The sequence below is a fragment of the Corynebacterium meridianum genome (genome assembly GCF_016342265.1).
In the GTDB taxonomy this organism is placed as follows: domain Bacteria; phylum Actinomycetota; class Actinomycetes; order Mycobacteriales; family Mycobacteriaceae; genus Corynebacterium; species Corynebacterium meridianum.
On record NZ_JAEIOS010000011.1, the window covers coordinates 252,063 to 275,072 of the forward strand.

Genomic DNA, 23,010 nt, shown 5'->3' on the forward strand with positions numbered 1-23,010 from the left:
CCACCGCGCCGGTGGGGCGGGACAAGAGGCGCACGACCCCCTGAAACTTCACCTGAACTGCCGAGATACCGGTGGGTTCCCGGACGGTGTGATTCGGGTCCGGCGTAGAACACAGCGGCCGGGGGTGGGTACATTGCGGCCGCCCGGTCAGAAAATGCCGGCGCAATGCCCGAATGAGCGCCCCGGTTCCACCCGCCGGTCCAATCGGCGGGTGGGAACATCACGCAGCCAGGTTAACCCTGCTTCTTCGGCTTCGCGTCGATGCCGGATTCCTTGCGCTGCTCGGGGGTGATCGGCGCCGGAGCGTCCGTCAGCGGATCCACTCCACCACCGGACTTCGGGAACGCGATCACGTCCCGGATGGAGTCGAACCCGCCGAGCAGGCTCATGATCCGGTCCCAGCCGAAGGCGATGCCACCGTGCGGCGGGGCACCGAAGGCGAAGGCGTCGAGGAGGAAGCCGAACTTCTCCTGTGCCTCCTCGTCCGTGATGCCCATGACCTTGAATACGCGCTCCTGGACGTCCCGGCGGTGGATACGGATAGATCCTCCGCCGATTTCGTTTCCGTTGCACACGATGTCGTAGGCGTAGGACAGAGCCGAACCGGGATCCTCATCGAAGGAGTCGAGGAACTCGGGCTTCGGTGAGGTGAACGCGTGGTGGACGGCGGTCCACTTGGAGTGCCCGAGGGCGACATCACCGGAGGCGGTGGCGTCGGCGGACGGCTCAAACATGGGGGCGTCGACGACCCAGGTGAAGGCCCAGTCCCCATCCTTGATCAGGTCGAGCTTGCGGGCGATCTCGCCGCGCGCCGCACCGAGCAGCGCCCGGGATGACTTGGTGTCTCCCGCGGCAAAGAAGATGCAGTCGCCGGGCTTCGCACCGACGTGAGCGGCGATACCCTCCCGCTCCTTCTCGGTGATGTTCTTGGCGACCGGCCCACCGAGCTCGCCGTCTTCGCCGACGAGAATGTAGGCCAGGCCCCTTGCTCCGCGCTGGCGGGCCCAGTCCTGCCAGGCGTCGAGCTGGCGGCGTGGCTGGCTGGCACCGCCCTCCATCACGACGGCACCCACGTACTCGTTCTGGAACACCCGGAACGTGGTGTCGGAGAAGAACTCCGTGCACTCGGTGATCTCGATGTCGAAGCGGAGATCGGGCTTGTCGGAACCGAAACGGCGCATCGCCTCGGCGTACGTCATACGCGGGATCGGGGTGGTGATCTCGTAGCCGATGAGTTTCCACAGCTCGACTAGGACCTGCTCGGCGAGCTCGATCACGTCGTTCTCGTCGACGAAGCTCATCTCCACGTCAAGCTGCGTGAACTCCGGCTGGCGATCCGCACGGAAGTCCTCGTCCCGGTAGCAGCGGGCGATCTGGTAGTAGCGCTCGAGACCGGCGACCATGAGCAGCTGCTTGAACAGCTGCGGCGACTGCGGGAGCGCATAGAAGGTACCCGGCTTGAGTCGTGCCGGTACCAGGAAGTCACGGGCCCCCTCGGGCGTCGCCCGGGTCAGGGTCGGCGTCTCGACCTCGGTGAAGTCGTTCGCGTCGAGCACTCTCCGGGCGGCCTGGTTCGCGGCGGCACGGAGGCGCATCGCCTTGGCCTGGCTCGGGCGACGCAGATCAAGGTAGCGGTACCGGAGTCGGGCCTCCTCGCCCACTTCCCCGGAGCTCGCCGAGTCCTCGATCTGGAACGGCAACGGTGCGGATTCGTTGAGGATCTCCAGCTCGGTCACGTTCACCTCGACGTCACCCGATGCCAGATTCGGGTTCTCCGATCCCTCGGGGCGGGGTTCGACCACGCCGCTCACCCGGATACAGAACTCACTGCGGAGGTGGTGCGCCTTCTCGGCGACCTCGGACTCGCGGAAGACCACCTGGGCGACACCGGAGCGGTCCCTGAGATCGATGAAGATGACACCTCCGTGGTCACGGCGGCGAGCCACCCATCCGGTCAGCGTCACCGTCTGTCCCGCTGATTCCTTCCGCAGGTCGCCGGCAAGATGAGTGCGCAACACGTGTCTGGTGTCCTTCCACTAGGTAACAGAGATATTCGGATCGACCTGCGAGTCTACCCCCAACGCCCGGGAGGCGGCCGCGGCGGGCCGGTATTCCCCGACGCGTACCGGTTCCCCCTGGGAACCACCCGGATGACGGCATGCGGTCGATGCTGCTCCGGGACCGCACGTGTGTGGCATGATCGTCGCATGACCTTTCGTGATGATGTGGACCTGAGTTCATCCCGCGCCCGACGATCCGGCGGCGGGATGAAGCTCGCCGCAGGCGGCGGTATCGGCACCATAATCGTGGCCGTGGCGTTCTTTCTTCTCGGTGGTGACCCCGCGGAGCTCAACGAGGTTCTGAACCAGCAGCAGGCACAGGGTCCCCGCGACAACTCCGCCGGTGGCGACACCCTGGAGCACTGCCGCACCGGTGCCGACGCGAACAGGTACGCCGACTGCCGGGTGTCCGCCACCGCACAGTCGCTCGATGCGGTGTGGGCCGCCAACCTTCCGGAACAAGCCGGAATCGAGTACTCGCAACCGGGCCTCGTCATCTTCGACAACTCGACCCGGTCCGGATGCGGCATGGCGTCCGCAGCGACGGGACCCTTCTACTGCCCGGTGGACCAGACCGCCTACTTCGACGTGAGTTTCTTCGACCAGATCGTCCAGTTGGGAGGCGAGAACGCCCCGCTCGCACAGGAGTACATCGTCGCCCACGAGTTCGGACACCACCTGCAGAACCTGGAGGGAACGCTCGGCCTGAGCGACTACAAGAATCCGGGCGCCGACTCCAACGCGGTGAAGATCGAACTCCAGGCCGACTGCTACGCCGGGGTCTGGGCGCACTACGCCGATGACGGCGAGGGGGCCTTCCTCGACCCCATCACGGATGAGCAGGTCCGGGACGCGGTGCAGACCGCACGGGCAGTGGGCGACGACAACATCCAGAAACGCAGCCAGGGCGAGGTCCGACCGGACGCATTCACCCACGGGTCGTCCGAACAGCGCGAACGTGCCTTCCTCGCCGGCTACCGTTCAGGTTCGATGAGTTCCTGCGACACCCTGGACCGCGGCGGGTACCGGATGTAGGTCCGGCACCTGCACCCGGCCTACACCATGTTGACCATAGAAGGTCTCCTACCTAGAGTTGTCTAGCGGCCAGCTCACCGAACAGACAGGTTCCGTCACGCAATGAGCACCTCCCCGAGCACCCCCGTTCCCGCGCGATTGAGTTTCCTCGACCGATGGCTGCCGGTGTGGATCATCGCCGCCATGGTCCTCGGAATCCTCCTCGGCCGGTTCATCCCGTCACTCGGGAGACTCCTCGATTCCTGGACCGTGGGTGGAATCTCCGTCCCCATCGCGCTCGGCCTGCTGGTGATGATGTACCCGCCGTTGGCGAAGGTTCGCTACGACAAGACCGGGAAGATCGCCACTGACCGACGACTGATGTCCATCACCGTCGCCCTGAACTGGATTCTCGGCCCGGCGCTGATGTTCGCCCTGGCGTGGCTGCTGCTCCCCGACCTGCCCGAGTACCGGACCGGCCTCGTGATCATCGGCCTGGCCCGGTGCATAGCCATGGTCCTGATCTGGAACGACCTCGCGTGTGGCGACCGCGAGACCGCCGCCGTGCTGGTAGCCATCAACTCGGTCTTCCAGGTCGTGATGTTCTCGGTGCTCGGCTGGTTCTACCTCCAGGTACTCCCCTCCTGGCTCGGCCTCGAGACGACCAGCGCCGAGTTCTCGTTCACCGCGATCCTCGTCTCCGTCCTCGTGTTCCTCGGGATCCCCCTGCTGGCAGGCTTTCTGTCCCGCGTCCTCGGCGAGAGGATCCGGTCCCGCCGGTGGTACGAGACGAGGTTCCTCCCCAGGATCTCCCCGCTGGCCCTCGGCGGCCTGCTCTACACCATCGTCGTGCTGTTCAGCCTGCAGGGCGGGCAGCTCACGGCGAACCCGTGGGCGGTCGCCCGGATCGCGGTGCCCCTCGTCCTCTACTTCTTCATCATGTTCGTCCTCGCCACGGTCGTGTCCCGGGCCGTGGGCTTCGGCTACGCCACCTCCACGACGATCGCATTCACGGCCGCGGGCAACAACTTCGAACTGGCCATCGCCGTGTCGATCGGTACCTTCGGTGCGATGTCAGGACAGGCACTGGCGGGAACGATCGGCCCTCTCATCGAGGTCCCCGTTCTCCTGGCGCTGGTCTACGTGGCGATGTGGTGGGCACCACGCCTCTTCCCCGGCGACCCTACTTCGCCGTCCGAGAGCACCGTCCACGCGCGGGTCCGCTGACACATGCACACACCGGAGGTTCACCCGATGCCCGGACGTCGTCCACTGGTCCTGTTCATCTGCACCCGGAACGCCGGAAAGTCCCAGATGGCCGAGGCGATCACCCGGCTCTACGCCGGGGACCGGGTTGAGGTCCACTCGGCCGGCACGATGCCGAAGGGGTCCATCAACCGGACGTCGGCGGCGACGGTCGCCAAGATCGGCGCATCCATGGAGGGGGCGGTCTCGAAAGGTATCGACCCCGGCATGCTCCGGCGGGCCGACCGCGTAGTCGTGCTCGGTACCGAGGCCAACGTGGATGCTGTGCCCGGTATGCGGAGCGAACCCGAGATCTGGGTGACCGACGAACCTTCGCACCGGGGCATCGAGGGAATGGAACGCATGCGGCTGGTCCGCGACGATATAGCGGCACGGGTACGCGCACTCCTCCGGGATCTCGGCGTCCGGCCAGCGGACACCGGCTCCCCGGTGAACTAGCTCCCGGGTGGCCGCGGAACGGTGTCCTCCTCTGTCGCGGACTGCTGTGGCGGTGTACCGTCATCCAGACCGAGTCTGCGGCGCTCCTCGGCGATGATCTGCCTGGCGAGCTGCGGTTCGGAGATGTCCACCGCGTCGGGCACCTCGGCCGCGTCCGAGGTCCGGGCGAATGAATCGAACACCCCCCGCTTACCGGCGAGGATCTCCATCATCCTCTCATCGACGGTGTCCGTTCCGATGAGCCGGTGCACGTGCACCGTTCCTGTCTGCCCCATGCGGTACGCCCGTGCGACCGCCTGGTCCTCCAGGGTCGGTTTCACCTGGGGTTCAGCCAGCACGACAACGGAAGCGGCCTGGATGTTCAGGCCCTGCCCACCGGCCAGGATCTGGGCCAGCAGGATACTGCCTCCGGGGGCGGTTCCGAAGATGTCGACGAGCTCCTGTCTGTGCTGCGGTGGAACCGAACCGTCTATCACCCCGACCACGGACTCCCCGAAGGCGCCCGCGATGATCTCGAGCACATCGAGGAAAAAACTGAATACCAGCACGCGCTTGCCCGCGGTGCGGGCGTCGGCGACGATCTCCGCGAGTCGGGAGAGCTTGGCCGGTTCCCCCTCCGGGGTGAGCCAGGACGCCCGACGCATGCCCATCCACGACCCCTCGGCCACACTCTGCCGGTAGAACCGCTGGTCGGTGTCGGTCAGCTCAACCCATTCCGTCTCATCCACCCGTTCCGGGAGTTGATCCAGCACCTGGGCGACGTTCCTGCGCAGGTACGCGGGTGCGATCAGACGTCGGAACGTCTCCGCGTCCAGTTCGGCCATTCCCCGCGTGACCAGATCGGGACGGACGATGCGGACGAGGTTCACGAACTCGCTGACCCGGTTCTCGAGTGGTGTTCCGGTCAGGAGCAGGACTGTCCCGGATGTCTCCGCGAGGGCGGTGCACGCGATGGTTCTCTTGGCCCGGGGGTTCTTGATCATGTGGGCCTCATCGATGATGAGCACATCCGGGTCCCCGAGATCCAGGGATCTGGCGCCATCATAGGTGCACACCAGTACCCCGCTCCGGTCCCGCCACGCGGTTGCGGCGACCTGTTTGTCGGGTCCGTGGGCGACGAATACCTCCAGGGTGCAGAAGGCTGCGAGTTCCCGCGACCAGTTCACCACGACGGAGGCCGGGCAGATCACAACCGTGTGCCCGGGTCCCTCTCGTTCCGCGGCCAGATGCGCGGCGACCGCAATGGCCTGAACGGTCTTTCCCAGACCCATCTCGTCGCCGAGGATGATCCGGCGTTGCACAACCACGAACCGTGCCCCGTAGGACTGGTAACCCCGGAGGTGGAGATCGCCGAAGAAGTCCCGGTTAAGCCGGACTTTACGGATGCGCTCGATGAGTGCCGCGTCCAGCAGCTCCACGTCTTCCCCGGTGACGGTGTCGAGCCGGAGCAGGTCCGCGAGGAGCGCCTGGTACCGGGCCGGACGCGAGAGATAGTCGTCCCAGGCTGCGGGACCGGGATCCGTGACCTGTGCCGGCAACAGCAGAGCTGGCCCGGCTGAAGCCCAGCGGAGATCGTCGAGAAGCTGTTCGAGCGCGCCGTACCCCAGGACGATGACGTCGAACCCCTCCGGTGCCGGCCCGACGGGTAGCTCCCGGAAGAAGTCAATCAGTCGGTCCCTGCGGGAACGCTCGGTTTCGTCGAGAACGGCAACCTGTTCGTACCGCGCGAGGATCCGGGTGAGCGTCACCGCCTCCGGCAGCCGGTCCCCGCCGATGTGCCGGGGTGGGTCGGTCATCGCCTCGGATTCCAGGGTGCGGGCCGCCGCCTGAAGGCGGTCAGCCGTCCGACGACCGATCCCGTTGACCGCCATCAGACGGTCGACCGGCGTGTCAAGGACGTCGGCGACGGAAGTGATACCGGCCTCCGTCAACCCCGTGAATCGGAGTCGATCTTCGGTGACCCGTCTGAGCGCCTCCGGGGGAAGCTGTTCCATCAGTTGCCGGGCGCGGCGGCGCCCCAGGGCGGCCAGAGCCTCGTCCGCCTCCGTCCGGAGGGCCGGTTCCGAGTTCGGGTGCCGGAGTACGCGGTCGACCGCGGTGCGGGCACCCGACAACGTGGCCGCATCGATCCGACCGAACTCGACGCTCACGGGTCCGGCCCCCTTGAGCACCGCACGCCGCGCGGCCTCCATGCAGTGGTCGGCGGGTGCACCGGGCCCCGGGTTGAGGTGGACCCCGTTGCGACGCTGTTGGTCGGCGGCCCGCTGCGCGTCCGACAGAACCTCCCGGACCGCGGCCACCGCCCAGCGGGTCCCGGTGTCAGACAGGAGGAAAAAAAGATCGGTGGCGGCGTCCTCCGCGGTGGGATCGGGTCGGCCCAGGCCGAAAAACCTGCCAATCACCCCGCTCCCCGCCCGGGACGCCGGGTCCCGCAGAGCGTCGATACGCACGACGACCGACACGAGTTCGCGGACGAGGCGACTGAAACCGGGGTGATCGTGCACGACGGTGGCTCGCGCGTAGAGATGGTTCGGCCACTCCGGGGAGTGTGGTGGGACAATGTGGACGGACCCGCCGGGTGTCTGACAGTGTGCACCGGTTCCCGGATCCACCGACGGCTCCTCCCCCTCGACCACGTCGAGGAGGCGTACGGCCCGCGTGGCGAGGGATCTGATGTCATCTGCATCTCTCAATAGGGCCCGCAGCTGGGTTCTGTCCATGGGACCATCCTGCCCGCCCGCCGCCGTACGGGGAAGTCGGGCGCGCCGCGAAACTGGACAGAACCGGTAGTGGGGACTATCACTTTAAGGAAGGTCCGCACCCACGGGCCACACAACCGTCCCCCACAGTTGGAGAATCCGTTGCGCGCCGACGCACTCGAACGCCGGAACCGAATCATCGACACCGCATGTGAGCTCTTCCGCGGTCAACCCGGCACCGTCCCTCTGGAGGTCATCGCGGAGCGGGCCGATGTCGGTATCGCGACGCTGTACCGGAACTTCCCGGACCGGGAGTCACTCCTCCACGCGTGCGGTGCGAGGCTGTTCACCCGGGCGATCGAACTCCAGCACTCGGTTCTCGCGGAGTTCCACCGGGATCCGGAGGGCCGGTGGCTCCACTACGTCGATTCCCTGGTCGACATGGGTCTCGGGACCCTGGTTGCGGCCTTCGCCCCCGACGATCTGACACTCCTCCCGTCCGACGTGATGGATCTCCGCCAGCGCACCGCGAAACTCGGCAACACGATCCTGGAGGAAGCGAAGAAGCACGGACTCGTCGAGGCGTCGATCCAGCACGACACCTTCATCATCGGCCTGCTGACCGTGGCCCGCCCCCCGGTACCCGGTGTTCTGTCCCTCGAGCCGAACATCACCACAAATCTCGTGGAGATCTTTCTCTCCGGTCTGCGGCACGGAACTCTCCGCCCACTCAGGTACTGATACCCCGGGTCACCAGAACCAGGCCACCGGGCCCCCTTCCGGATCACGGCAGTCGAACAGGATGTTTCCCTTCTCCACGCACCGGACAGCCCGCCCGTCGCCGACGTCGACGGCCCGCGGATGAGTGAAATGCACGTTGTCGACGGCGTCCTCATTCTCGAAGGCCGCGGCCATCACCGCCTCAGCGGATCCGCAGCCGCCGGGTTCCGGGGCGGCGATGTAGTGGACCCCGTAGAATCCACCGGCGGCACAGATCACGGCGGACTCACCGAGCACCTCGGTCCGGTCACCGGGGTAAAGCGGATCGGCGGGCATCCTGGCGGCCAACCCGGGATCGTAGTCGGCCCCGCCCCACCGCTTCGCCGCCAGGTCCGGAACCTCGGGCGTGGCGCCCGCGTCCCCGCTGTCATCCGCCACCGCCCCGGAAGGCGTCGTCGTCTCCCCGGTATCCCCCGGCCGTGCAGCCGCGCCATCACCGGATTCCGGGATCGGTTCCGTCACGTCCGGCGTCGTGGTGACCGCCGTCGACACCGAGGTCGGCGCACCCCGGTCCGGCTCAACCGGAGCACCGGGATCAGCCTTTCCACACCCGGCACCGAGAAGCGCCGTGACCAGGAGTACCGCCATGAGATCCGCTCCACGGTTGCTGCTCATCGTTTTCCTCCTCAGGGAATCCGGGACCACGCCGGCAGAATCCGGCACCGTTGATCCGCCCGATTCTACAGCTCCCCCGCGGGCGCACGAATCGCAGTCCAGCTACAGTGGTGGGCGTGTCTGACGCCAGTGAATCCACCGCCGGAAACTTCTCCGTGACGAAGCCCGGAAAGTCCTCCGCCACGGAGTTCCTCGCGGCCTTCAACCAGATCGAGGCGTTTCTCCGGGACTCCCTCGACGCACGGAAATCAGACTCGTTCACCTGGATGGTCCGCCAGCTCGTGAAACGTAACCGGTTGACCCGTTCCCAGTCGGATGCGCTCCATTCTTTCGCGGACCTACGGAATGCGATCAGCCACGGCGAGTACCACGACGGACACCCGATCGCGGACCCCCGACCCGATGTCGTCGATGAGATCGGCCGTCTCCGGGATGTACTGCTGGCGGCACCAACCGTGCTCGGTGTCCTGAAGCAGGACCGGATCGTCCGGTTCTCTCCCGCAACCGGGGTGACGGAGGTGCTGTCCGCCATCCGGGAGCACGGCTACGCGCAGTTCCCCGTCTACGACACGGACGGTTACCACCGGCTGCTCACAGCGCGCACCGTCGCCAGGTGGGTGGCACACGATCTCGCGGACAACGGCCGGCTGGATGCCGGAACCGTCGCCGACATCCTCCGCTTCGCAGAACCGCAGGACAGAGCCGTCCTGGCATCCAGGACAACCACGGTCCCTGAGATGCTGGAGCTTCTCGGTACCCGGGACTCCCGGGGACAGCTGCCCGATGCCGTGATCGTGACGGAGCACGGGAAACGGGATCAGCTGCCGCTCATCATCGTGGTCGCGGCAGACATACCCGCGCTGCTCGATGCCGTGGAGTTCTGATCCTCGCCCACCCGGATTCCCTGGATGTCAGGCGCTGAGACGTCCCTGCAGGTGGGTGACCAGCTCTGCCAGAGGCACGTCGATCTGCTCGTGGGCGGCGAGATCCTTGACCGCCACCATCCCCGATTCGAGTTCCCGGTCCCCGAGGACGAGTGCAAACCGCGCGCCGGCACGGTCCGCGCCCTTCATAGCGCCTTTGAGTCCGCGGGCCCCGAAGGACATGTCGGCGCTGATTCCGGCGACTCGGAGCCGGTCGATCTCGACGGCCATCCGCCTGCGCGCCGCGGCTCCCATCGCGACACCGTAGACGGCGACGCGGGATCCGTCGGAGACTCTGATTTTCTCCGCCTGCAGCGCGAGGAGCGCACGGTCGACACCGAGTCCGAATCCGATACCGGAGAGCTCCTGTCCACCGAGTTGCGCCATGAGACCGTCGTACCTGCCGCCACCGCCGATGCCCGACTGCGCACCGAGGCCGTCGTGCACGAACTCGAAGCACGTGCGGGTGTAGTAGTCCAGTCCACGGACCAGCCGCGGGGCCAGGGTGTACGTGACCCCCATGTCGTCCAACAGCCCCGTGACCGTCTCGAAGTGCCCGCGACAGTCGGGGCACAGGTGATCCGGCATGAGCGGAGCGTCCGCGGTCATCTCCTGGACCTCGGGGCGCTTGTCGTCGAGCACCCGCAACGGATTGAGCTCAGCCCGCTCCCGGGTCGCCTCATCCAGAGGAAGGCCCAGGAGGAATTCCTGCAGCTTCCGCCGGTACGCCGGACGGCAGGCCCCGTCACCGAGGCTGGTCATCTCGAGCCGGAACCCGGTCAGTCCGATGCTGCGGAAGCAGCGGTCCGCGAGCGCGACGGTCTCGGCGTCGAGCGCCGGGTCGTCCACGCCGACCGCCTCGACACCGACCTGCTGCAGCTGGCGGTAGCGGCCGGCCTGCGGACGTTCGTAGCGGAAGAAGGGGCCGGCGTAGGACAGCTTCACCGGCAGCTGACCACGATCGAGGTTGTGTTCGATCACCGCGCGCATGACGCCGGCGGTCCCCTCCGGGCGCAGCGTCACGGAGCGTCCACCGCGATCCTCGAAGGTGTACATCTCCTTGCTGACCACGTCGGTGGACTCGCCCACCCCACGGGCGAACAGTCCGGTCTCCTCGAAGACGGGAAGCTCTATGTGCTCGTAGCCCGCGAGTCGGGTCTGCCGGGTGAACGTCTCACGCACCGTCAGAAACTCGGGGGAGGCGGGCGGAACATAGTCCGGGACACCCTTCGGGGCGGAAAACGGCTGTGGTTTCGGGGAATCGTTCACGGGTCCAGAGTATAGGGGATCCGGTTTACCGCACCCGCTTCCGGGCGGACGGACCACCGGCCTCCCGCCCCCGGGGAGGTCAGCCCCGATTCAGCGCGAGGAGGAACGGGTTCGATCGACGCTCCGCGCGCATCGTCGTCACCGGCCCGTGTCCGGGCAGAACCTGCAGCCGGTCATCGAGGCCGAGGACCTCCTCGCGGAGGGTGCGGTCCATGGCGGCCGGGTCCGAGGCCGGCAGATCGGTGCGCCCGATCGCCCCACGGAACAGGACGTCGCCGGACAAGCAGATCCCCGCCCCGATCAACAGCGAGCTGCCCGGCGAATGCCCCGGTGCGTGGCGGACGGTGAAATCGGTACCCGCGAGATTCAGCTGCACCCCGTGTTCGAGGTCACGGACCTTGGCCGGACGGGTCATCTGATCGGCGGTGAACAGCTGGACCGACGCCGCGGAGACACCCACTGACGGGTCGTCGAGCATCATCCGGTCTCCGGGATGGATGTAGACTGGGACGCCGGAGGGATTCGCCAGGGTGCCCGAGTCGCGGGTGTGGTCGATGTGCCCGTGGGTCAGGACGACCGACTCCAGGGTGAGTCCACGTTCCTGCAGAATCTCGTTGACCCGCTGCGCGGCGTGCATTCCCGGATCGACCACGACGCACCTGTTCCCCTCGACGAGTAACCAGGTGTTGGTCTGGTACGGGCCCGCTGCGAATCCGAGAATCTCCATGGCGACATCGTAACGGCTGGACGCCCGCCCGGGCACCCGAACCCCGCGAGTGCGTTGGCGTGAAGCACCCGGGCTAGGATGGGCGGGAAAGTTCACCATCACCGGACACCCGTGACAGCGGTTTCCGGCCGACCAGATCCGACCAGGGGACGAAACGTTGACCAGTAACAGAACCCGCCGAACAGAAGCGATGACGAAGCTCGAGCAGGAGCTGAAGAGCCGGGACCGCGCCGAGAAGACGAAACCTCTCACCGTCGCCCTGGCTTCGTTGACGGTCATCGCCCTCATCGTGGGTGGAATATGGTTCCTGAGCACACAGACCGGCTCCGACGACGCCACTCTCGAAGCCTCGGAACAGGCGTCACAGACCACCGCGGCCGACGCGGCCCCCATCGCACTCACCGGCAGCCGTTCCACCGGCCTCGGCGACACCGTGTCCTGCACCTATGATTCCGCGGGCCAACCGGCGGCGCGCGAGGTCGACACCCCGACCCACACCACGGATGTACCCGCCACCGGCACCGTCGAGCTGACCCTGAACACCAACAAGGGCCCGATTCCGCTGACTCTCGACCGGGCCGCTTCGCCCTGCACGGTGAATGCCATCGAGCATCTCGCCTACAACAAGTACTACGACGACACGGTGTGTCACCGGCTCACGACCTCCGGAATCCACGTGCTGCAGTGCGGTGACCCGACGGGAACCGGGACCGGCGGGCCGGGCTTCGTATTCCCGAACGAGTACCCCACCGATGACGTCGATGATTCGAACGCGCCCGTGATCTATCCGCGTGGTTCCATCGCTATGGCCAATTCGGGCCCCGGCACCAACGGTTCCCAGTTCTTCCTGAACTACCGGGATTCGACCCTCCCGGCCCAGTACACCTACTTCGGGACGGTGTCCGACGAGGGCCTGGCCACTCTCGACCAGATCGCGGAGGCGGGCGTCTCCGGTGGCGGGACCGATGGTGCCCCCGCTGAGGAGGTCCGGATCACCACCGCGACGCTCGGCTAACCACGGGACGGTGGATTTGTGATGAACCGGGCCCCGGGATCCGTTGAGTTCCACCACTGACGGGTCCCCGGGAGCCGCGAACTCTCCGGGGCGGCGTCTACGGCACCCCCGATATCCGGGTTTCACTCCACCCGCTGTCAACGCCCGGCACTTGACAAAGCCTAGAATACGCTGTGATTTTCTTAAACACGCCGTGTGATCCGCCCCAGATATGGTGACTGCTCCACATGAGCGGTTACGCTGTGTGTCAGTCCCACCGCTTCTCGACATTGAAAAAGGAACATCCATGAAGCTGCTGTCCCGCAAGTCACTCGTTTCCGCCGCCGCGGTCATCGCCCTTTCAACCTCCGGCCTCGCCGCGCCCGCCATCGCGGCCGACGCCCCGGCATCGACCACCGCCGCCACCACCACGGCAGCCCAGGATGACAAGGACACCAAGACCGACGAGGAGACCCCGAAGAAGGACGGCTCCTCCGTCGACAAGATCACCGAGGGTTCCTCCGACTCCAAGGGCAATTCCTCCGAGGGCTCCTCCGACAGCGGCTCATCCGAGGACACGAAGACCTGCCTCAAGAACGGCAAGGAGAAGCCGTGCACGCCGATCGACTACTACGTGTCCAAGATCAGCGGCTGGGTCAAGATGCTCACCACCGTCGCCTCACTCTTCACCGCGATCTTCGCGATCAGCAACGCGATCCAGAAGGTCACCAAGATCGCCGGCTAGTCGAGCCCTGACCGACTGTCGGACCGGTGAACCGGTCAGATCATGGAGGGGGTACCCATCTTTTCCCGGTGGATACCCTCTTTTTTGGCGCGCACTTCAGCCGGGCAGTCCCCGGGCGATGACACTCCGCTGGTCCGGGAAAGACAATCGACACATCTTTGGGCTATCATGATCGCCAGGTATCCAATCCCTCCATGCCCCCCCCCTTCCACGACAAGGAATCCCATGAAGCTGATCTCCCGCAAGGCACTCATCGCAGCCGCGACCACCGTTGCGCTGTCCACCTCCGCACTCACCGCCCCGGCCTTCGCCGAGGATGACGCGGTCGCACCGGAGAGCTCCGTCTCGAACCTCACCGACGGCAGCTCCGACACCGACGGCTCCTCCGTCGGTTCCTCCAGCGATCCGATCACCTACCTCGATGAGAAGGGCGAGTCGAAGACGACCACGAAGCTGGACTACTACTCGAAGAAGATCGGTTCCTGGGTCAAGATGCTGACCACGATCGCTTCCCTGTTCACCGCGGTCTACTCGATCAGCAACGCCATCCAGAAACTCACCCCGAAGGCGTAGCCCCGGCTTCCACCACGACGAAGCGGTTCCCCGGCTCCGGGGAGCCGCTTCTCCGTGTTTTTGTAACGTATTCCCAGCGAATGATGATGTACTGTGCAGTTCAGGTGTTGACAGTTACCCGACCGAGACACCCGCGGTGGTTTCCCGTAACTTCCGTGGCCCCGTACACCCAATTCCATTCTGAGGATCCCCCATCACCATGAAGCTCTTCTCGCGCTCCACCGCCATCGCAGCCGCCACCACCTTCGCGCTCGCGGCGTCGACGCTCACCGCTCCGGCCTGGGCTGATGAGACGTCCACGTCCTCCGAGATCTCCGGAAGCAAGATCGCTGGTTCGTCCGAGGAGAAGCCGGCCTCCGAAAAGACCGATGATGCCGCCGATGAGGACACCGACAACGGCGACTCCGAGGCCAAGGATGATGATGGCGAGGTGAAGGGCACCGACCCGATCGCCGACACTCTGCGCGGTTCCTCCGACAACTCCCTGTCCTCGGGCATCGGTTCCAGCGAGGAAACCGTCTACCACAACCTGGACGGCGACGAGGTCACCGGTCCGAAGATCGCGATGATCTTCACGAAAATCGTGCAGCTGGTCAAAACCGTCGTCGGGATCGTCAGCCTGATCACCGCCGCGGCGTCACTCGTGGAGCTCGCGAAGAAGTACATGCCGCACTGACTCCGGCCACATTTCCGCTGCACAGGTATGGCGCCTGACCTTCCCCGGAGGTCGGGCGCCATACCTTTATCTGTTTGAGAACCCCGATTGACGTCCGTCAGTCCGCGGCGACTCGGTAGACGTCGAATACTCCCTCGGTGTTCCGTAACTGCGTCATCAGCGAACCGAGCTGCTTGGTGTCCGAGACCTCGAAGGTGAAGCGACACACCGCGACATGGTCCTCGGCCGAGTAGGAATTCATGGCGGTGACCGTCACCCGCTGCTCGTTGATGACGCGGGTGAGTTCAAACAGCAATCCACTCCGATCCAGCGCCTCAAGCTGCAGGGTCGCGGCGAACACGCTGCCCGATCCCTCAGAGGCCCAGGAGACCGTGATGAGGCGTTCCGGTTCCTCGTGGAGCTTTGACGAGTTCGTGCAGTCGGTGCGGTGGACGCTGACTCCGCCACCACGGGTGACGAATCCGAAGATCGCGTCGCCCGGTACCGGGCCACAGCACTTGGACAGCTTCGCCATGACGTCGGGACTCCCCTCGACGAGGATGCCGGTGCCGTCCCCTGTTGCCTGACTCCGGGAGCTGACGAGTTCGCTGAAGGGCGTCCTGGCGGCCAGGGCGTCCTCGGCCTCGTCGGGCGAACCGAAGTTCGCCATGAGCCGGGAGGCTACGTGCTTGGCGGAGACCGCTCCGGAGCCGATCGCGGTGTAGAGCGCGTCCACGTCCGGGTAGTGCAGTTCCGTCGCGACGGTCTTCATCGACTGCGCGGTGAACAGCCTGTGCATGGGAAGCCCCCCGCGCTGGACCTCGGCGGCCAGTGCGTCTCGTCCGAGTTCGAGGGACTCCTCCCTGCGTTCCTTGGCGAACCACTGCCGGATCTTCGCCTTCGCTCGGGGTGAGACGACGAACTTCTGCCAGTCCGCACTCGGCCCGGCCCCAGGGTCCTTCGAGGTGAACACCTCGACCCGGTCCCCGGACTTGAGTTTCGATTCGAGCGCGACGAGTTTGCCGTTGACCTTCGCGCCGATGCAGCGGTGCCCGACCTCTGTGTGGACGGCGTAGGCGAAGTCGACGGGTGTGGCATCGACCGGCAGATTGACCACATCGCCCTTGGGTGTGAATACGAAGATCTGGGTGGCCTGGAGATCGTAGCGCAGTGAATCGAGGAACTCGTTGGGGTCCGCGGCTTCCTTCTGCCAGTCCAGCAGCTGCCGCATCCACGCCATCTGGTCCACCTCGGACTGTTCACCGGAGTGGGATCCCTTGGTTTCCTTGTATCTCCAGTGCGCCGCTATACCGAACTCGGCGTTGTAGTGCATCTCGTGTGTACGGACCTGCACCTCAAGGGCTTTGCCTCCCGGTCCCATCACGGTGGTGTGCAGTGACTGGTAGACGCCGAACCGGGGCGCGGAAATGTAGTCCTTGAACCTGCCCGGGAGCGCCGAGTAGAGAGAATGCACGGCCCCGATCGCGGCGTAGCAGTCGTTCAGGTTGTCGACGAGGATGCGGATGCCGACGAGATCGAAGATCTCGTCGAAGTCCCGGCCGCGGACGATCATCTTCTGGTAGATCGACCAGTAGTGCTTCGGTCGGCCCATGACGCTCGCGGAGATGGAGTTCTCCTGCATCGTCGACTGGACGTCGGCGATGATCTCCGCGAGGTACCGGTCGCGTGAGGGGGCGCGATCGGCGACGAGGCGGACGATCTCGTCGTACTTCTTCGGGTAGAGAATCGCGAAGGAGAGGTCCTCCAGTTCCCACTTGATCGTCGCCATCCCGAGTCGGTGCGCCAGCGGCGCGATGACCTCCAACGTCTGGCGGGCCTTCTTCGCCTGCTTCTCCGGAGGCAGGAAGCGCATCGTGCGCATGTTGTGCAGGCGATCAGCAACCTTGATCACGAGGACACGGGGATCCTGGCTCATTGCGACGATCATCTTGCGGATCGTCTCCGCTTCGGCCGCGGCACCCAACGCGACCTTGTCGAGTTTGGTCACCCCGTCAACGAGGCGCGCCACCTCCTCCCCGAACTCCCCGGAGAGATCCTCGAGACTGTAGTCCGTGTCCTCGACGGTGTCGTGCAGGAGTGCCGCCACGAGCGTCGTGGTGTCCATGCCGATCTCGGCGGCGATGGTCGCGACCGCGAGGGGATGCGTGATGTACGGGTCTCCGGACTTGCGGTACACACCTTCGTGGAGCCGCTCTGCGGTTCGGTAGGCGTGCTGCAGGGCGTCGATGTTCGCCTTCGGGTGGATCTTCCGGTGGATGCTCACCAAGGGATCCAGGACCGGGTCCACCTTGGTCCGGGTGCCTGTGAGGCTCCGTGCGAGTCGGGCCGACATGCTTCGCATGTTGACCTGCTGCCTGCTGTTACGTCCCTGGTTCATCACCGGTCACCGACTGCCGGTTCGTTGACCACGATGAGGGGGCTGTCGCCGAGTCGATCACGACCGCCTAATCCCGACACCTCCAGCACGACCGCATGGCCGGCGACCGTCGCGCCGCAGTTCTCCAGTAGTTTCCGAGCCGCGACGAGGGTGCCACCGGTGGCCAGCACGTCGTCGACGAGAACCACCCGCACCCCGTCGAGATCCGTACCCGTGCCCGCCGGAACCTCCAGCGCCGCAGTGCCGTACTCCAGCTGGTATTCCTCCGTGTGCACGGGCGGTGGCAGTTTGCCCTGCTTGCGGATCGCGAGGATGCCGAGTCCGAGACGGTACGCCACCGCGGATCCGAGGAGGAAGCCCCGGGCGTCGAGGCCACCGATCAGTTGCGCGTCGAAGCGTTCGGCGGCATCGGCGAGTTCGTCTACGACCAGTTGGAACGCCTCGGCATCCGCGAGAACCGGGGTGAGGTCCTCGAAGAGGATCCCCTCCTCCGGGAAGTCCTTCACGTAGCGGATCTTGGCCGCCAGTGCTTCACGAGCATTGCCGTAGGTCATTGTCCCTCACTCTCCTGCCACCGGTCCATGTTCCACCCGATTCCGGAATTCCCGGTATTCACCACAACGTTACCCACGTTGCGGTCCACCACAAATGCGCGGGGTTCCGCGGCGAGCGGGATCGTCGGGATCTCCTGCCAGAGACGCTCCTCCGCCGCCCGGAATCCCTCGAGATCGTCACTCGTCACGTTGACCGATCCATACTCCCCCTCCGGCCCGAGCGCCACGAGCAGGGCATCGAGGGTGCCCTCGGTGATTCGGGGGTTCCACCATTCGTCGTAGGAGGACGAGACGAGATCTCCCAGGGTGGAGCCGTCCGCACTGGCGTCCACGACCGTGATCCCCGCTGGTTCACAGGACACCCGGATCGCCTCCACCATCGCGGCGAACCTGGGGTCCGGGCCCAGGTATCCGATCCGGATCGATGTCCCAGCCAGGGCCCCGGCCTTCGTGAGGTCGACACCGAGGTGCGCGTCGGCCACCGGCCGGTCGTGGTCGGTGGCGGGGCTGTCTGCGGGGGAAAGCCGAACCCCCATCGGTGGGACCCGATGGCCGGCGATCTCGGAAGATGCGGTTGCGACGGCGGGTTGGGCGACGCACGCGGCGAATGCCGCACGGTTCTCCGGGGTGGAGAGCACACCCCCGTCACCGAGAACCAGCTGTTCGATCCGGACGCCGGTCGCGTACTCGACCCGGGCCGTGCTGCCCGGTTCATCCCGCTGGACCCAGTCCACGGGGGTTCCGCCCGTGAAGTCCGCGAGGATCGCCGATGCCTCGTCCCTCCGGCCGGCTACGTCGGTTCCCCGTGGCCAGACGAGCACCGATTCGGCTTCCGCGGGATCCCCGTTGAAGAGCTGGTTGCGCCGCAGCAGCACCGTCCCGTCCGCGTCGACGCGGTCGATCGTGAACGGGCCGGACGACACCTGCAGATCCGGGTCGAAGTCGGCGAGATCGAAGCCGGTGTTCCACACCTCGGCCACCGGGCGCAACGTCTCGACATTCTGCGTGGCGAGAGCGGTCACGAGTTCATCCTCGGTCAGACCGACCTTCGCCGCGATGGCGTGGGACGGCAGTACGGTGCCCGGTCCGAAGAGGTGTCGCCACCTGGCCCCCGTTCCCTCGTTGAAGATGACGGTGAACTCTTTCGCCCCGGCGGCACATTCGAGGTTCTTCACCTGTGCGGTGAGCGGCAGGAACGCGGCGAACAGCCCGGGCATGGTTCCTGCTCTGTAGGACAGCAGGAAGTCCGTGCAGGTGACGGGCGCGCCGTCGGAATATGTGGCCTCCGGATTGATGGTGTACACCACCCTGGGTTCGGGGCCGGGCAGGGGCTGGGCGGTGACCAGATCGCGGTTCGGGATCTGCTGACCGGACGGCCCGTGCACGAAGGCGGGCGGGTAGAGCCGACCGGCGAGTGTGTCGGCACTCGTCGATGCGCCGAGGAGACTCGCGGCGTTCGTCGTGGCCAGCGGTGACGAGGTAGCCAGGGTGAGACGTCTGGGTTCCGGAGGCGGGGAATCGTCTCCTCCGTCCCCGGGGTTCGCGGTGCACGCTGCGGTGAGGAGTACGGTGCCGCACAGGGCCGCGCAGAGGCGGACGAGGATCGGGGCGGATGAACCCTGTTTTCGGAGCAGCGCGTCGGCCATTGGGGGCAGTCCTTGTCGGTCATCGAGGATTCTGTCGCGTCGGATACGTCCGACGGCCCATCCCGTTCTCAGATCGCCGGCGGGAGAGACCGGGGATCGCTCCACGTGGAACTCATCACAGTATAGGCAACGCCGTGTCTGATTCCCGCATCGTGTCCGGTGCCCGGAAACGCGGACAGGCCGCACGACGCGTGTGGGGCGTCGTGCGGCCTGTCCGGAGATTCCCGGTCCGGTCGTTACTGTCCGGGGCGCCAGCTGGCACCGTTGGGCCCGTGTCCCGGGTTCACCGGGGTTACAGGTGTCGTCACGGTCCGTCGAGCGGACGGACCGTGTCCTTCCGGTGCCGGAACTGCGTCCGGAGTCTGTCGGCCTTCGCGCTCGGCGAGAACCCGGTCATTGTGCTCCCGGACCTTACGCTGGCGGTTCTTCAGGGTCACGAGGATGGGGGTCGCGAGGAACACGGAGGAGAAGGTTCCTTCGATGACGCCGATGAACTGAACGAGGGCGAGATCCTTGAGGGTGCCGACCCCCATGAGCCAGACCGCGACGACCATGAGTGCCGCGATGGGCAGAGCCGAGATCACGGTTGTCGCGATCGACCGCATGACTGTCTGGTTGACCGCGAGATTCGCCTGTTCCGAATACGTTCTTCGGGTCGTGTTGAGGAAACCCGCCGTGTTTTCCTTGACCTTGTCGAAGACGACGACGGTGTCGTAGAGGGAGAACGCGAGGACGGTCAGGAGCCCGATGACGGTGGCGGGGGTGACCTCGAAGCCGATGAGGGCGTAGATACCGGCGACGACGACGCCGTCGACGAACAGGCCACCCATCGCGGCGATGGCCATGTCGCGTTCGAAACGGACGGTGATGTATCCGAAGATCAGCACCAGGAACACCCCGAGGGACAGCAGCATCCGGTTGGTGATCGTCGACCCCCAGGACTCGGAGACCGTGGAGTCACCGACCACATCGGGGTTCGGTTCCCCGGTGGCGTCGACCGGTTTGAAGGTGTCGAAGAGTTGTTCGCGGGCCTCGCCGATCTGCTGCTCATTGAGACGCTCGGAGTTGATCTCGAGGATCCGGGAATCTCCGGCACCGACGACCTGCACCTTCTGCGGGGTGACACCCGTCGCGTCCGTGAACACCTCCGCGGCAGCCTCGGTCGAGATTCCCTCGGCGGGCATGTTCATCTTGGTTCCGCCCTCGAAGTCGATGCCGAGGGTGAAACCGCGGACGACGATTCCGAGGAAGCAGATGACGAGCACCACGCCCGTGATCGAGTACCACACACGGCGGCGTCCGACGAAGTCGATGCCGCCCTCACCGGTGTAGAGACGTCTGAAGATGGAAGAGCTCATGGTTTACTTCTCCTCGTTCTCGCCGGACTCGGCACCGGAGGTTGATGGGGCGACCGGACCCGAACCGGAGGTGTGTCCCTGTCCGTCCCTGAGACGCGCGGTGGTCTGTGCATCGGTCTCGCCGTCGAGGGCCTTCTCCGCGTGATCCCCCGCGAGCCACTCCCCACGGTTGCGCCGTTCCCCGGCGACCTTCATCACTCCCGCGAGACCGTTGAGCCGCGGGTTCGCGAAGGATGCCTTCCGGGAGGCCAGGATGACCAGCGGGGAGGTGACCAGGAAGATCACCAGGAGGTCGAACACCGTGGTCAGGCCGAGGGTGAACGCGAAACCCTTGACGTCTCCGACCGCGAGGATGTAGAGCACGACCGCGGCGATCAGTGAGACGAAGTTGCCGGACAGAATGGTGTGCTTGGCCCGCCCCCACGCGCGCGGCACCGCGGACCGGAAGGTCCGCCCGTCCCTGACCTCGTCCTTGATTCTCTCGTAGAACACGACGAACGAGTCCGCCGTGGTACCGATACCGATGATCAGACCGGCGACGCCCGCGAGATCGAGGGAGTAGCCGATCCACCGGCCGAGGAGGACCAGGGACCCGTAGATGAGGGACCCGGAGGCGAACAACGTGAACACGGCGAGGAAACCGAACACCCGGTAGTACGCGAGACAGAAGATGCTCACCAGGATGAGTCCGATGATGCCCGCGATGAGACCCGCCTTGAGTGACGCGAAGCCGAGTGTCGCGGGGATGGTGGTCGCGGTTCCGCCCCGTTCCCCGTTCTCGCCTGCGAAGGAGAGCGGCAGCGCACCGTAGCGGAGGTTGCTCGCGAGGTCCATCGCCTCCTGCTGGGTGAAGGAGCCGGTGATCGACGTTCCCGAGCCGACCGGCGTCGGCGACTGGATCACCGGGGCCGAGATGACCTCGGAGTCGAGGGTGATGGCGACCTGCCGCTTGAGGTATTCCTGGGTGAGGGATGCCCAGGTGGCACCGCCCTGTTCTCCCGGTCCGGACTTGAAGGAGAAGTTGATCTCCATCTGTCCGGTCTGCGGGTTCAGGCCACCGTTGATCGGGCGGTTGGTGTCGATCTCGTTTCCGCTCAGCCGCAGACCCTCCACCGGGTCGGTCTCGCCGACCAGCAGAGGCGACGGACCGAGAATGTACTTCGCACCGTTCTCCACGTCGCACGCGACGAGCGGTTTCGCTGGATCATCGGTACCCGCGATGGGGTCGAGTTCCTCGTTGCACACGAGCAGCGACGCGGCGGCGAGCTGGATGGTCGGGTCCTCGGACTGCCGATCCTCCCGCAGCATCGCCGTCACCTCGGCACGGCGCTCCGCCGCCTCGATGGAGTTCGCCGGTGCTTCGGGGGCCTCCGCCGTGATGACCGGGGCGTCGATCTTCTCGACGTCCACCTCGGGCTCGGCGGCCCCGTCACCGGAGCCTCCCTCCCCCGCGTTCTCCCCGTCGGCCTGGGACTGGATCTCGGCGAGGGCCTTCGCCTGCTGCTCGGCGTTCAGGTTGAGTTGCTCGGTCAGCTCATCGACGGCCGTCTGGGCTTCGTCCGGGGAGATCACCCCGAGTGAGACCCAGCGTTCCGCCATGTCCGTCTGCTCGGCCAGGAGCTTGCCGGGATCGGGCTGACCTGGTTCGGAGACGGGCCGGAAGAGCAGCTGGGACGTCTGTCCCAGGGCACGGGCCTGGGAGGTGTCCTCACCCGGAACGGTGATGACGAGTGTGTTGCCGTCCGTCACGACCTCCGCCCCGGAAACGCCCATGCCGTTGACGCGGTTCTGGAGGATGTTCCGCGCCTGGTCGAGCTGGTCCTTCGTCGGCTCCTCGCCCTGCGGCACCAGGGTCACCCTGGTACCGCCCTGGAGGTCTATGCCGAGCCGCGGTTTGGCCGAGTGGTCACCGGTCAACAGGACCAGTGAGTAGACGAAGATCAGGATCACCAGATAGAGGGCGAGCGCGATCACCGGCCAATTCTTCTGCCCGACGCGTCTGCGCCCAGATTGCGAAGCCAATGGAGTGTCTCCTTGTGTCTCAGCGGCCCTGCGGAGCTACCGCATTCCGGCGGATGGTACCGGCGAGCGCTGATGGGGGTCTGGCACAGCTGATCGGCCACCCCTTTTCCTCGGGGAACGGCGTACACCTGTGACGATGTGTGTCTTTTCGGTGTCCCGGAACGGAGCCGCGATCACCGCGGTGAATGACGGACTCCTGTTCCGGGGACCGGGCTCCGTGCACTGCTGTGCGCGGAACCCGGTCGGTGTCACGGTTATAGTACGGCATCAGGGG

At 66.0% G+C, this 23,010-nt stretch carries 19 protein-coding genes; 9 read left to right on the forward strand and 10 right to left on the reverse strand.

The window, feature by feature from the left end; all coding sequences use genetic code 11:
• Nucleotides 1-233: 233 nt before the first annotated feature.
• Nucleotides 234-2,018 (reverse strand): aspartate--tRNA ligase, encoded by a 1,785-nt coding sequence (gene aspS, locus JDV75_RS04335; protein WP_198738016.1) that lies wholly within the window; start codon nucleotides 2,016-2,018, stop codon nucleotides 234-236.
• Between the two features lie 189 nt (nucleotides 2,019-2,207).
• On the opposite strand from aspS, the gene ypfJ reads away from it, so the two are divergent.
• From ypfJ to JDV75_RS04350, 3 genes are all read left to right on the forward strand, one after another.
• Nucleotides 2,208-3,095, forward strand: coding sequence for a KPN_02809 family neutral zinc metallopeptidase (ypfJ, locus tag JDV75_RS04340; protein WP_198738017.1), 888 nt, complete (start codon nucleotides 2,208-2,210; stop codon nucleotides 3,093-3,095).
• A 102-nt stretch (nucleotides 3,096-3,197) separates the two neighbouring features.
• Complete coding sequence (gene arsB, locus JDV75_RS04345) at nucleotides 3,198-4,301, forward strand: ACR3 family arsenite efflux transporter (protein ID WP_198738018.1); 1,104 nt, start codon at nucleotides 3,198-3,200, stop codon at nucleotides 4,299-4,301.
• A gap of 27 nt (nucleotides 4,302-4,328) precedes the next feature.
• Nucleotides 4,329-4,778 (forward strand): arsenate-mycothiol transferase ArsC, encoded by a 450-nt coding sequence (locus JDV75_RS04350; protein WP_198738019.1) that lies wholly within the window; start codon nucleotides 4,329-4,331, stop codon nucleotides 4,776-4,778.
• Here the strand turns inward: JDV75_RS04350 and JDV75_RS04355 are convergent.
• Entirely contained in the window at nucleotides 4,775-7,498 is a 2,724-nt protein-coding gene (locus JDV75_RS04355) for a DEAD/DEAH box helicase (RefSeq protein ID WP_232958168.1), read from the reverse strand. The genes JDV75_RS04350 and JDV75_RS04355 overlap by 4 nt on opposite strands.
• A gap of 141 nt (nucleotides 7,499-7,639) precedes the next feature.
• Here JDV75_RS04355 and JDV75_RS04360 point away from each other — a divergent pair, with 141 nt between their 5' ends.
• The gene (locus JDV75_RS04360; protein ID WP_198738020.1) at nucleotides 7,640-8,218 is read left to right on the forward strand and encodes a TetR/AcrR family transcriptional regulator; all 579 of its coding nucleotides are present in this window, start codon (nucleotides 7,640-7,642) and stop codon (nucleotides 8,216-8,218) included.
• Nucleotides 8,219-8,227: 9 nt separating this feature from the next.
• On the opposite strand, the gene JDV75_RS04365 is transcribed toward JDV75_RS04360, so the two are convergent.
• Nucleotides 8,228-8,872: a hypothetical protein gene (locus tag JDV75_RS04365; protein WP_198738021.1), complete on the reverse strand. Its 645-nt coding sequence runs from the start codon at nucleotides 8,870-8,872 to the stop codon at nucleotides 8,228-8,230.
• Between the two features lie 116 nt (nucleotides 8,873-8,988).
• On the opposite strand from JDV75_RS04365, the gene JDV75_RS04370 reads away from it, so the two are divergent.
• Entirely contained in the window at nucleotides 8,989-9,756 is a 768-nt protein-coding gene (locus JDV75_RS04370; protein ID WP_198738022.1) for a CNNM metal transporter family protein, read from the forward strand.
• Nucleotides 9,757-9,783: 27 nt separating this feature from the next.
• On the opposite strand, the gene hisS is transcribed toward JDV75_RS04370, so the two are convergent.
• Nucleotides 9,784-11,064: a histidine--tRNA ligase gene (gene hisS / locus JDV75_RS04375; protein WP_198738023.1), complete on the reverse strand. Its 1,281-nt coding sequence runs from the start codon at nucleotides 11,062-11,064 to the stop codon at nucleotides 9,784-9,786.
• A gap of 79 nt (nucleotides 11,065-11,143) precedes the next feature.
• Nucleotides 11,144-11,791, reverse strand: a complete 648-nt coding sequence (locus tag JDV75_RS04380) for an MBL fold metallo-hydrolase (protein ID WP_198738024.1) — start codon at nucleotides 11,789-11,791, stop codon at nucleotides 11,144-11,146.
• Nucleotides 11,792-11,948: 157 nt separating this feature from the next.
• On the opposite strand from JDV75_RS04380, the gene JDV75_RS04385 reads away from it, so the two are divergent.
• The 4 genes from JDV75_RS04385 to JDV75_RS04400 all read left to right on the forward strand — a co-directional run bounded on the left by JDV75_RS04385 (nucleotide 11,949) and on the right by JDV75_RS04400 (nucleotide 14,779).
• Nucleotides 11,949-12,806 (forward strand): peptidylprolyl isomerase, encoded by an 858-nt coding sequence (locus JDV75_RS04385; protein WP_232958169.1) that lies wholly within the window; start codon nucleotides 11,949-11,951, stop codon nucleotides 12,804-12,806.
• 286 nt (nucleotides 12,807-13,092) lie between these two features.
• Complete coding sequence (locus JDV75_RS04390) at nucleotides 13,093-13,530, forward strand: hypothetical protein (protein WP_198738026.1); 438 nt, start codon at nucleotides 13,093-13,095, stop codon at nucleotides 13,528-13,530.
• Between the two features lie 225 nt (nucleotides 13,531-13,755).
• Nucleotides 13,756-14,103: a hypothetical protein gene (locus JDV75_RS04395; protein WP_198738027.1), complete on the forward strand. Its 348-nt coding sequence runs from the start codon at nucleotides 13,756-13,758 to the stop codon at nucleotides 14,101-14,103.
• Nucleotides 14,104-14,302: 199 nt separating this feature from the next.
• Entirely contained in the window at nucleotides 14,303-14,779 is a 477-nt protein-coding gene (locus JDV75_RS04400) for a hypothetical protein (protein ID WP_198738028.1), read from the forward strand.
• Nucleotides 14,780-14,876: 97 nt separating this feature from the next.
• On the opposite strand, the gene JDV75_RS04405 is transcribed toward JDV75_RS04400, so the two are convergent.
• From JDV75_RS04405 to secD, 5 genes are all read right to left on the reverse strand, one after another.
• Nucleotides 14,877-17,156: a RelA/SpoT family protein gene (locus JDV75_RS04405; RefSeq protein WP_198738029.1), complete on the reverse strand. Its 2,280-nt coding sequence runs from the start codon at nucleotides 17,154-17,156 to the stop codon at nucleotides 14,877-14,879.
• The gene (locus JDV75_RS04410) at nucleotides 17,156-17,710 is read right to left on the reverse strand and encodes an adenine phosphoribosyltransferase (RefSeq protein ID WP_198738030.1); all 555 of its coding nucleotides are present in this window, start codon (nucleotides 17,708-17,710) and stop codon (nucleotides 17,156-17,158) included. The genes JDV75_RS04405 and JDV75_RS04410 overlap by 1 nt, the downstream gene beginning before the upstream one ends.
• A complete protein-coding gene (locus JDV75_RS04415; RefSeq protein ID WP_198738031.1) occupies nucleotides 17,707-19,356 on the reverse strand; it encodes a periplasmic substrate-binding domain-containing protein in 1,650 nt (549 codons plus the stop codon). The genes JDV75_RS04410 and JDV75_RS04415 overlap by 4 nt, the downstream gene beginning before the upstream one ends.
• Nucleotides 19,357-19,592: 236 nt before the next feature.
• Nucleotides 19,593-20,714: a protein translocase subunit SecF gene (secF, locus tag JDV75_RS04420; RefSeq protein WP_198738032.1), complete on the reverse strand. Its 1,122-nt coding sequence runs from the start codon at nucleotides 20,712-20,714 to the stop codon at nucleotides 19,593-19,595.
• A 3-nt stretch (nucleotides 20,715-20,717) separates the two neighbouring features.
• Nucleotides 20,718-22,736, reverse strand: coding sequence for a protein translocase subunit SecD (secD, locus tag JDV75_RS04425; RefSeq protein WP_198738033.1), 2,019 nt, complete (start codon nucleotides 22,734-22,736; stop codon nucleotides 20,718-20,720).
• Nucleotides 22,737-23,010 lie beyond the last annotated feature (274 nt).

Coding starts and splice junctions, on each gene's coding strand:
- JDV75_RS04395 (WP_198738027.1), top strand. CDS start 13,756: ATGAAGCTGATCTCCCGCAAGGCACTCATCGCAGCCGCGACCACCGTT.
- JDV75_RS04400 (WP_198738028.1), top strand. CDS start 14,303: ATGAAGCTCTTCTCGCGCTCCACCGCCATCGCAGCCGCCACCACCTTC.
- JDV75_RS04415 (WP_198738031.1), bottom strand. CDS start 19,356: ATGGCCGACGCGCTGCTCCGAAAACAGGGTTCATCCGCCCCGATCCTC.
- JDV75_RS04390 (WP_198738026.1), top strand. CDS start 13,093: ATGAAGCTGCTGTCCCGCAAGTCACTCGTTTCCGCCGCCGCGGTCATC.
- secF (WP_198738032.1), bottom strand. CDS start 20,714: ATGAGCTCTTCCATCTTCAGACGTCTCTACACCGGTGAGGGCGGCATC.
- JDV75_RS04380 (WP_198738024.1), bottom strand. CDS start 11,791: ATGGAGATTCTCGGATTCGCAGCGGGCCCGTACCAGACCAACACCTGG.
- arsB (WP_198738018.1), top strand. CDS start 3,198: ATGAGCACCTCCCCGAGCACCCCCGTTCCCGCGCGATTGAGTTTCCTC.
- JDV75_RS04350 (WP_198738019.1), top strand. CDS start 4,329: ATGCCCGGACGTCGTCCACTGGTCCTGTTCATCTGCACCCGGAACGCC.
- JDV75_RS04405 (WP_198738029.1), bottom strand. CDS start 17,156: ATGAACCAGGGACGTAACAGCAGGCAGCAGGTCAACATGCGAAGCATG.
- JDV75_RS04365 (WP_198738021.1), bottom strand. CDS start 8,872: ATGAGCAGCAACCGTGGAGCGGATCTCATGGCGGTACTCCTGGTCACG.
- JDV75_RS04410 (WP_198738030.1), bottom strand. CDS start 17,710: ATGACCTACGGCAATGCTCGTGAAGCACTGGCGGCCAAGATCCGCTAC.
- JDV75_RS04355 (WP_232958168.1), bottom strand. CDS start 7,498: ATGGACAGAACCCAGCTGCGGGCCCTATTGAGAGATGCAGATGACATC.
- ypfJ (WP_198738017.1), top strand. CDS start 2,208: ATGACCTTTCGTGATGATGTGGACCTGAGTTCATCCCGCGCCCGACGA.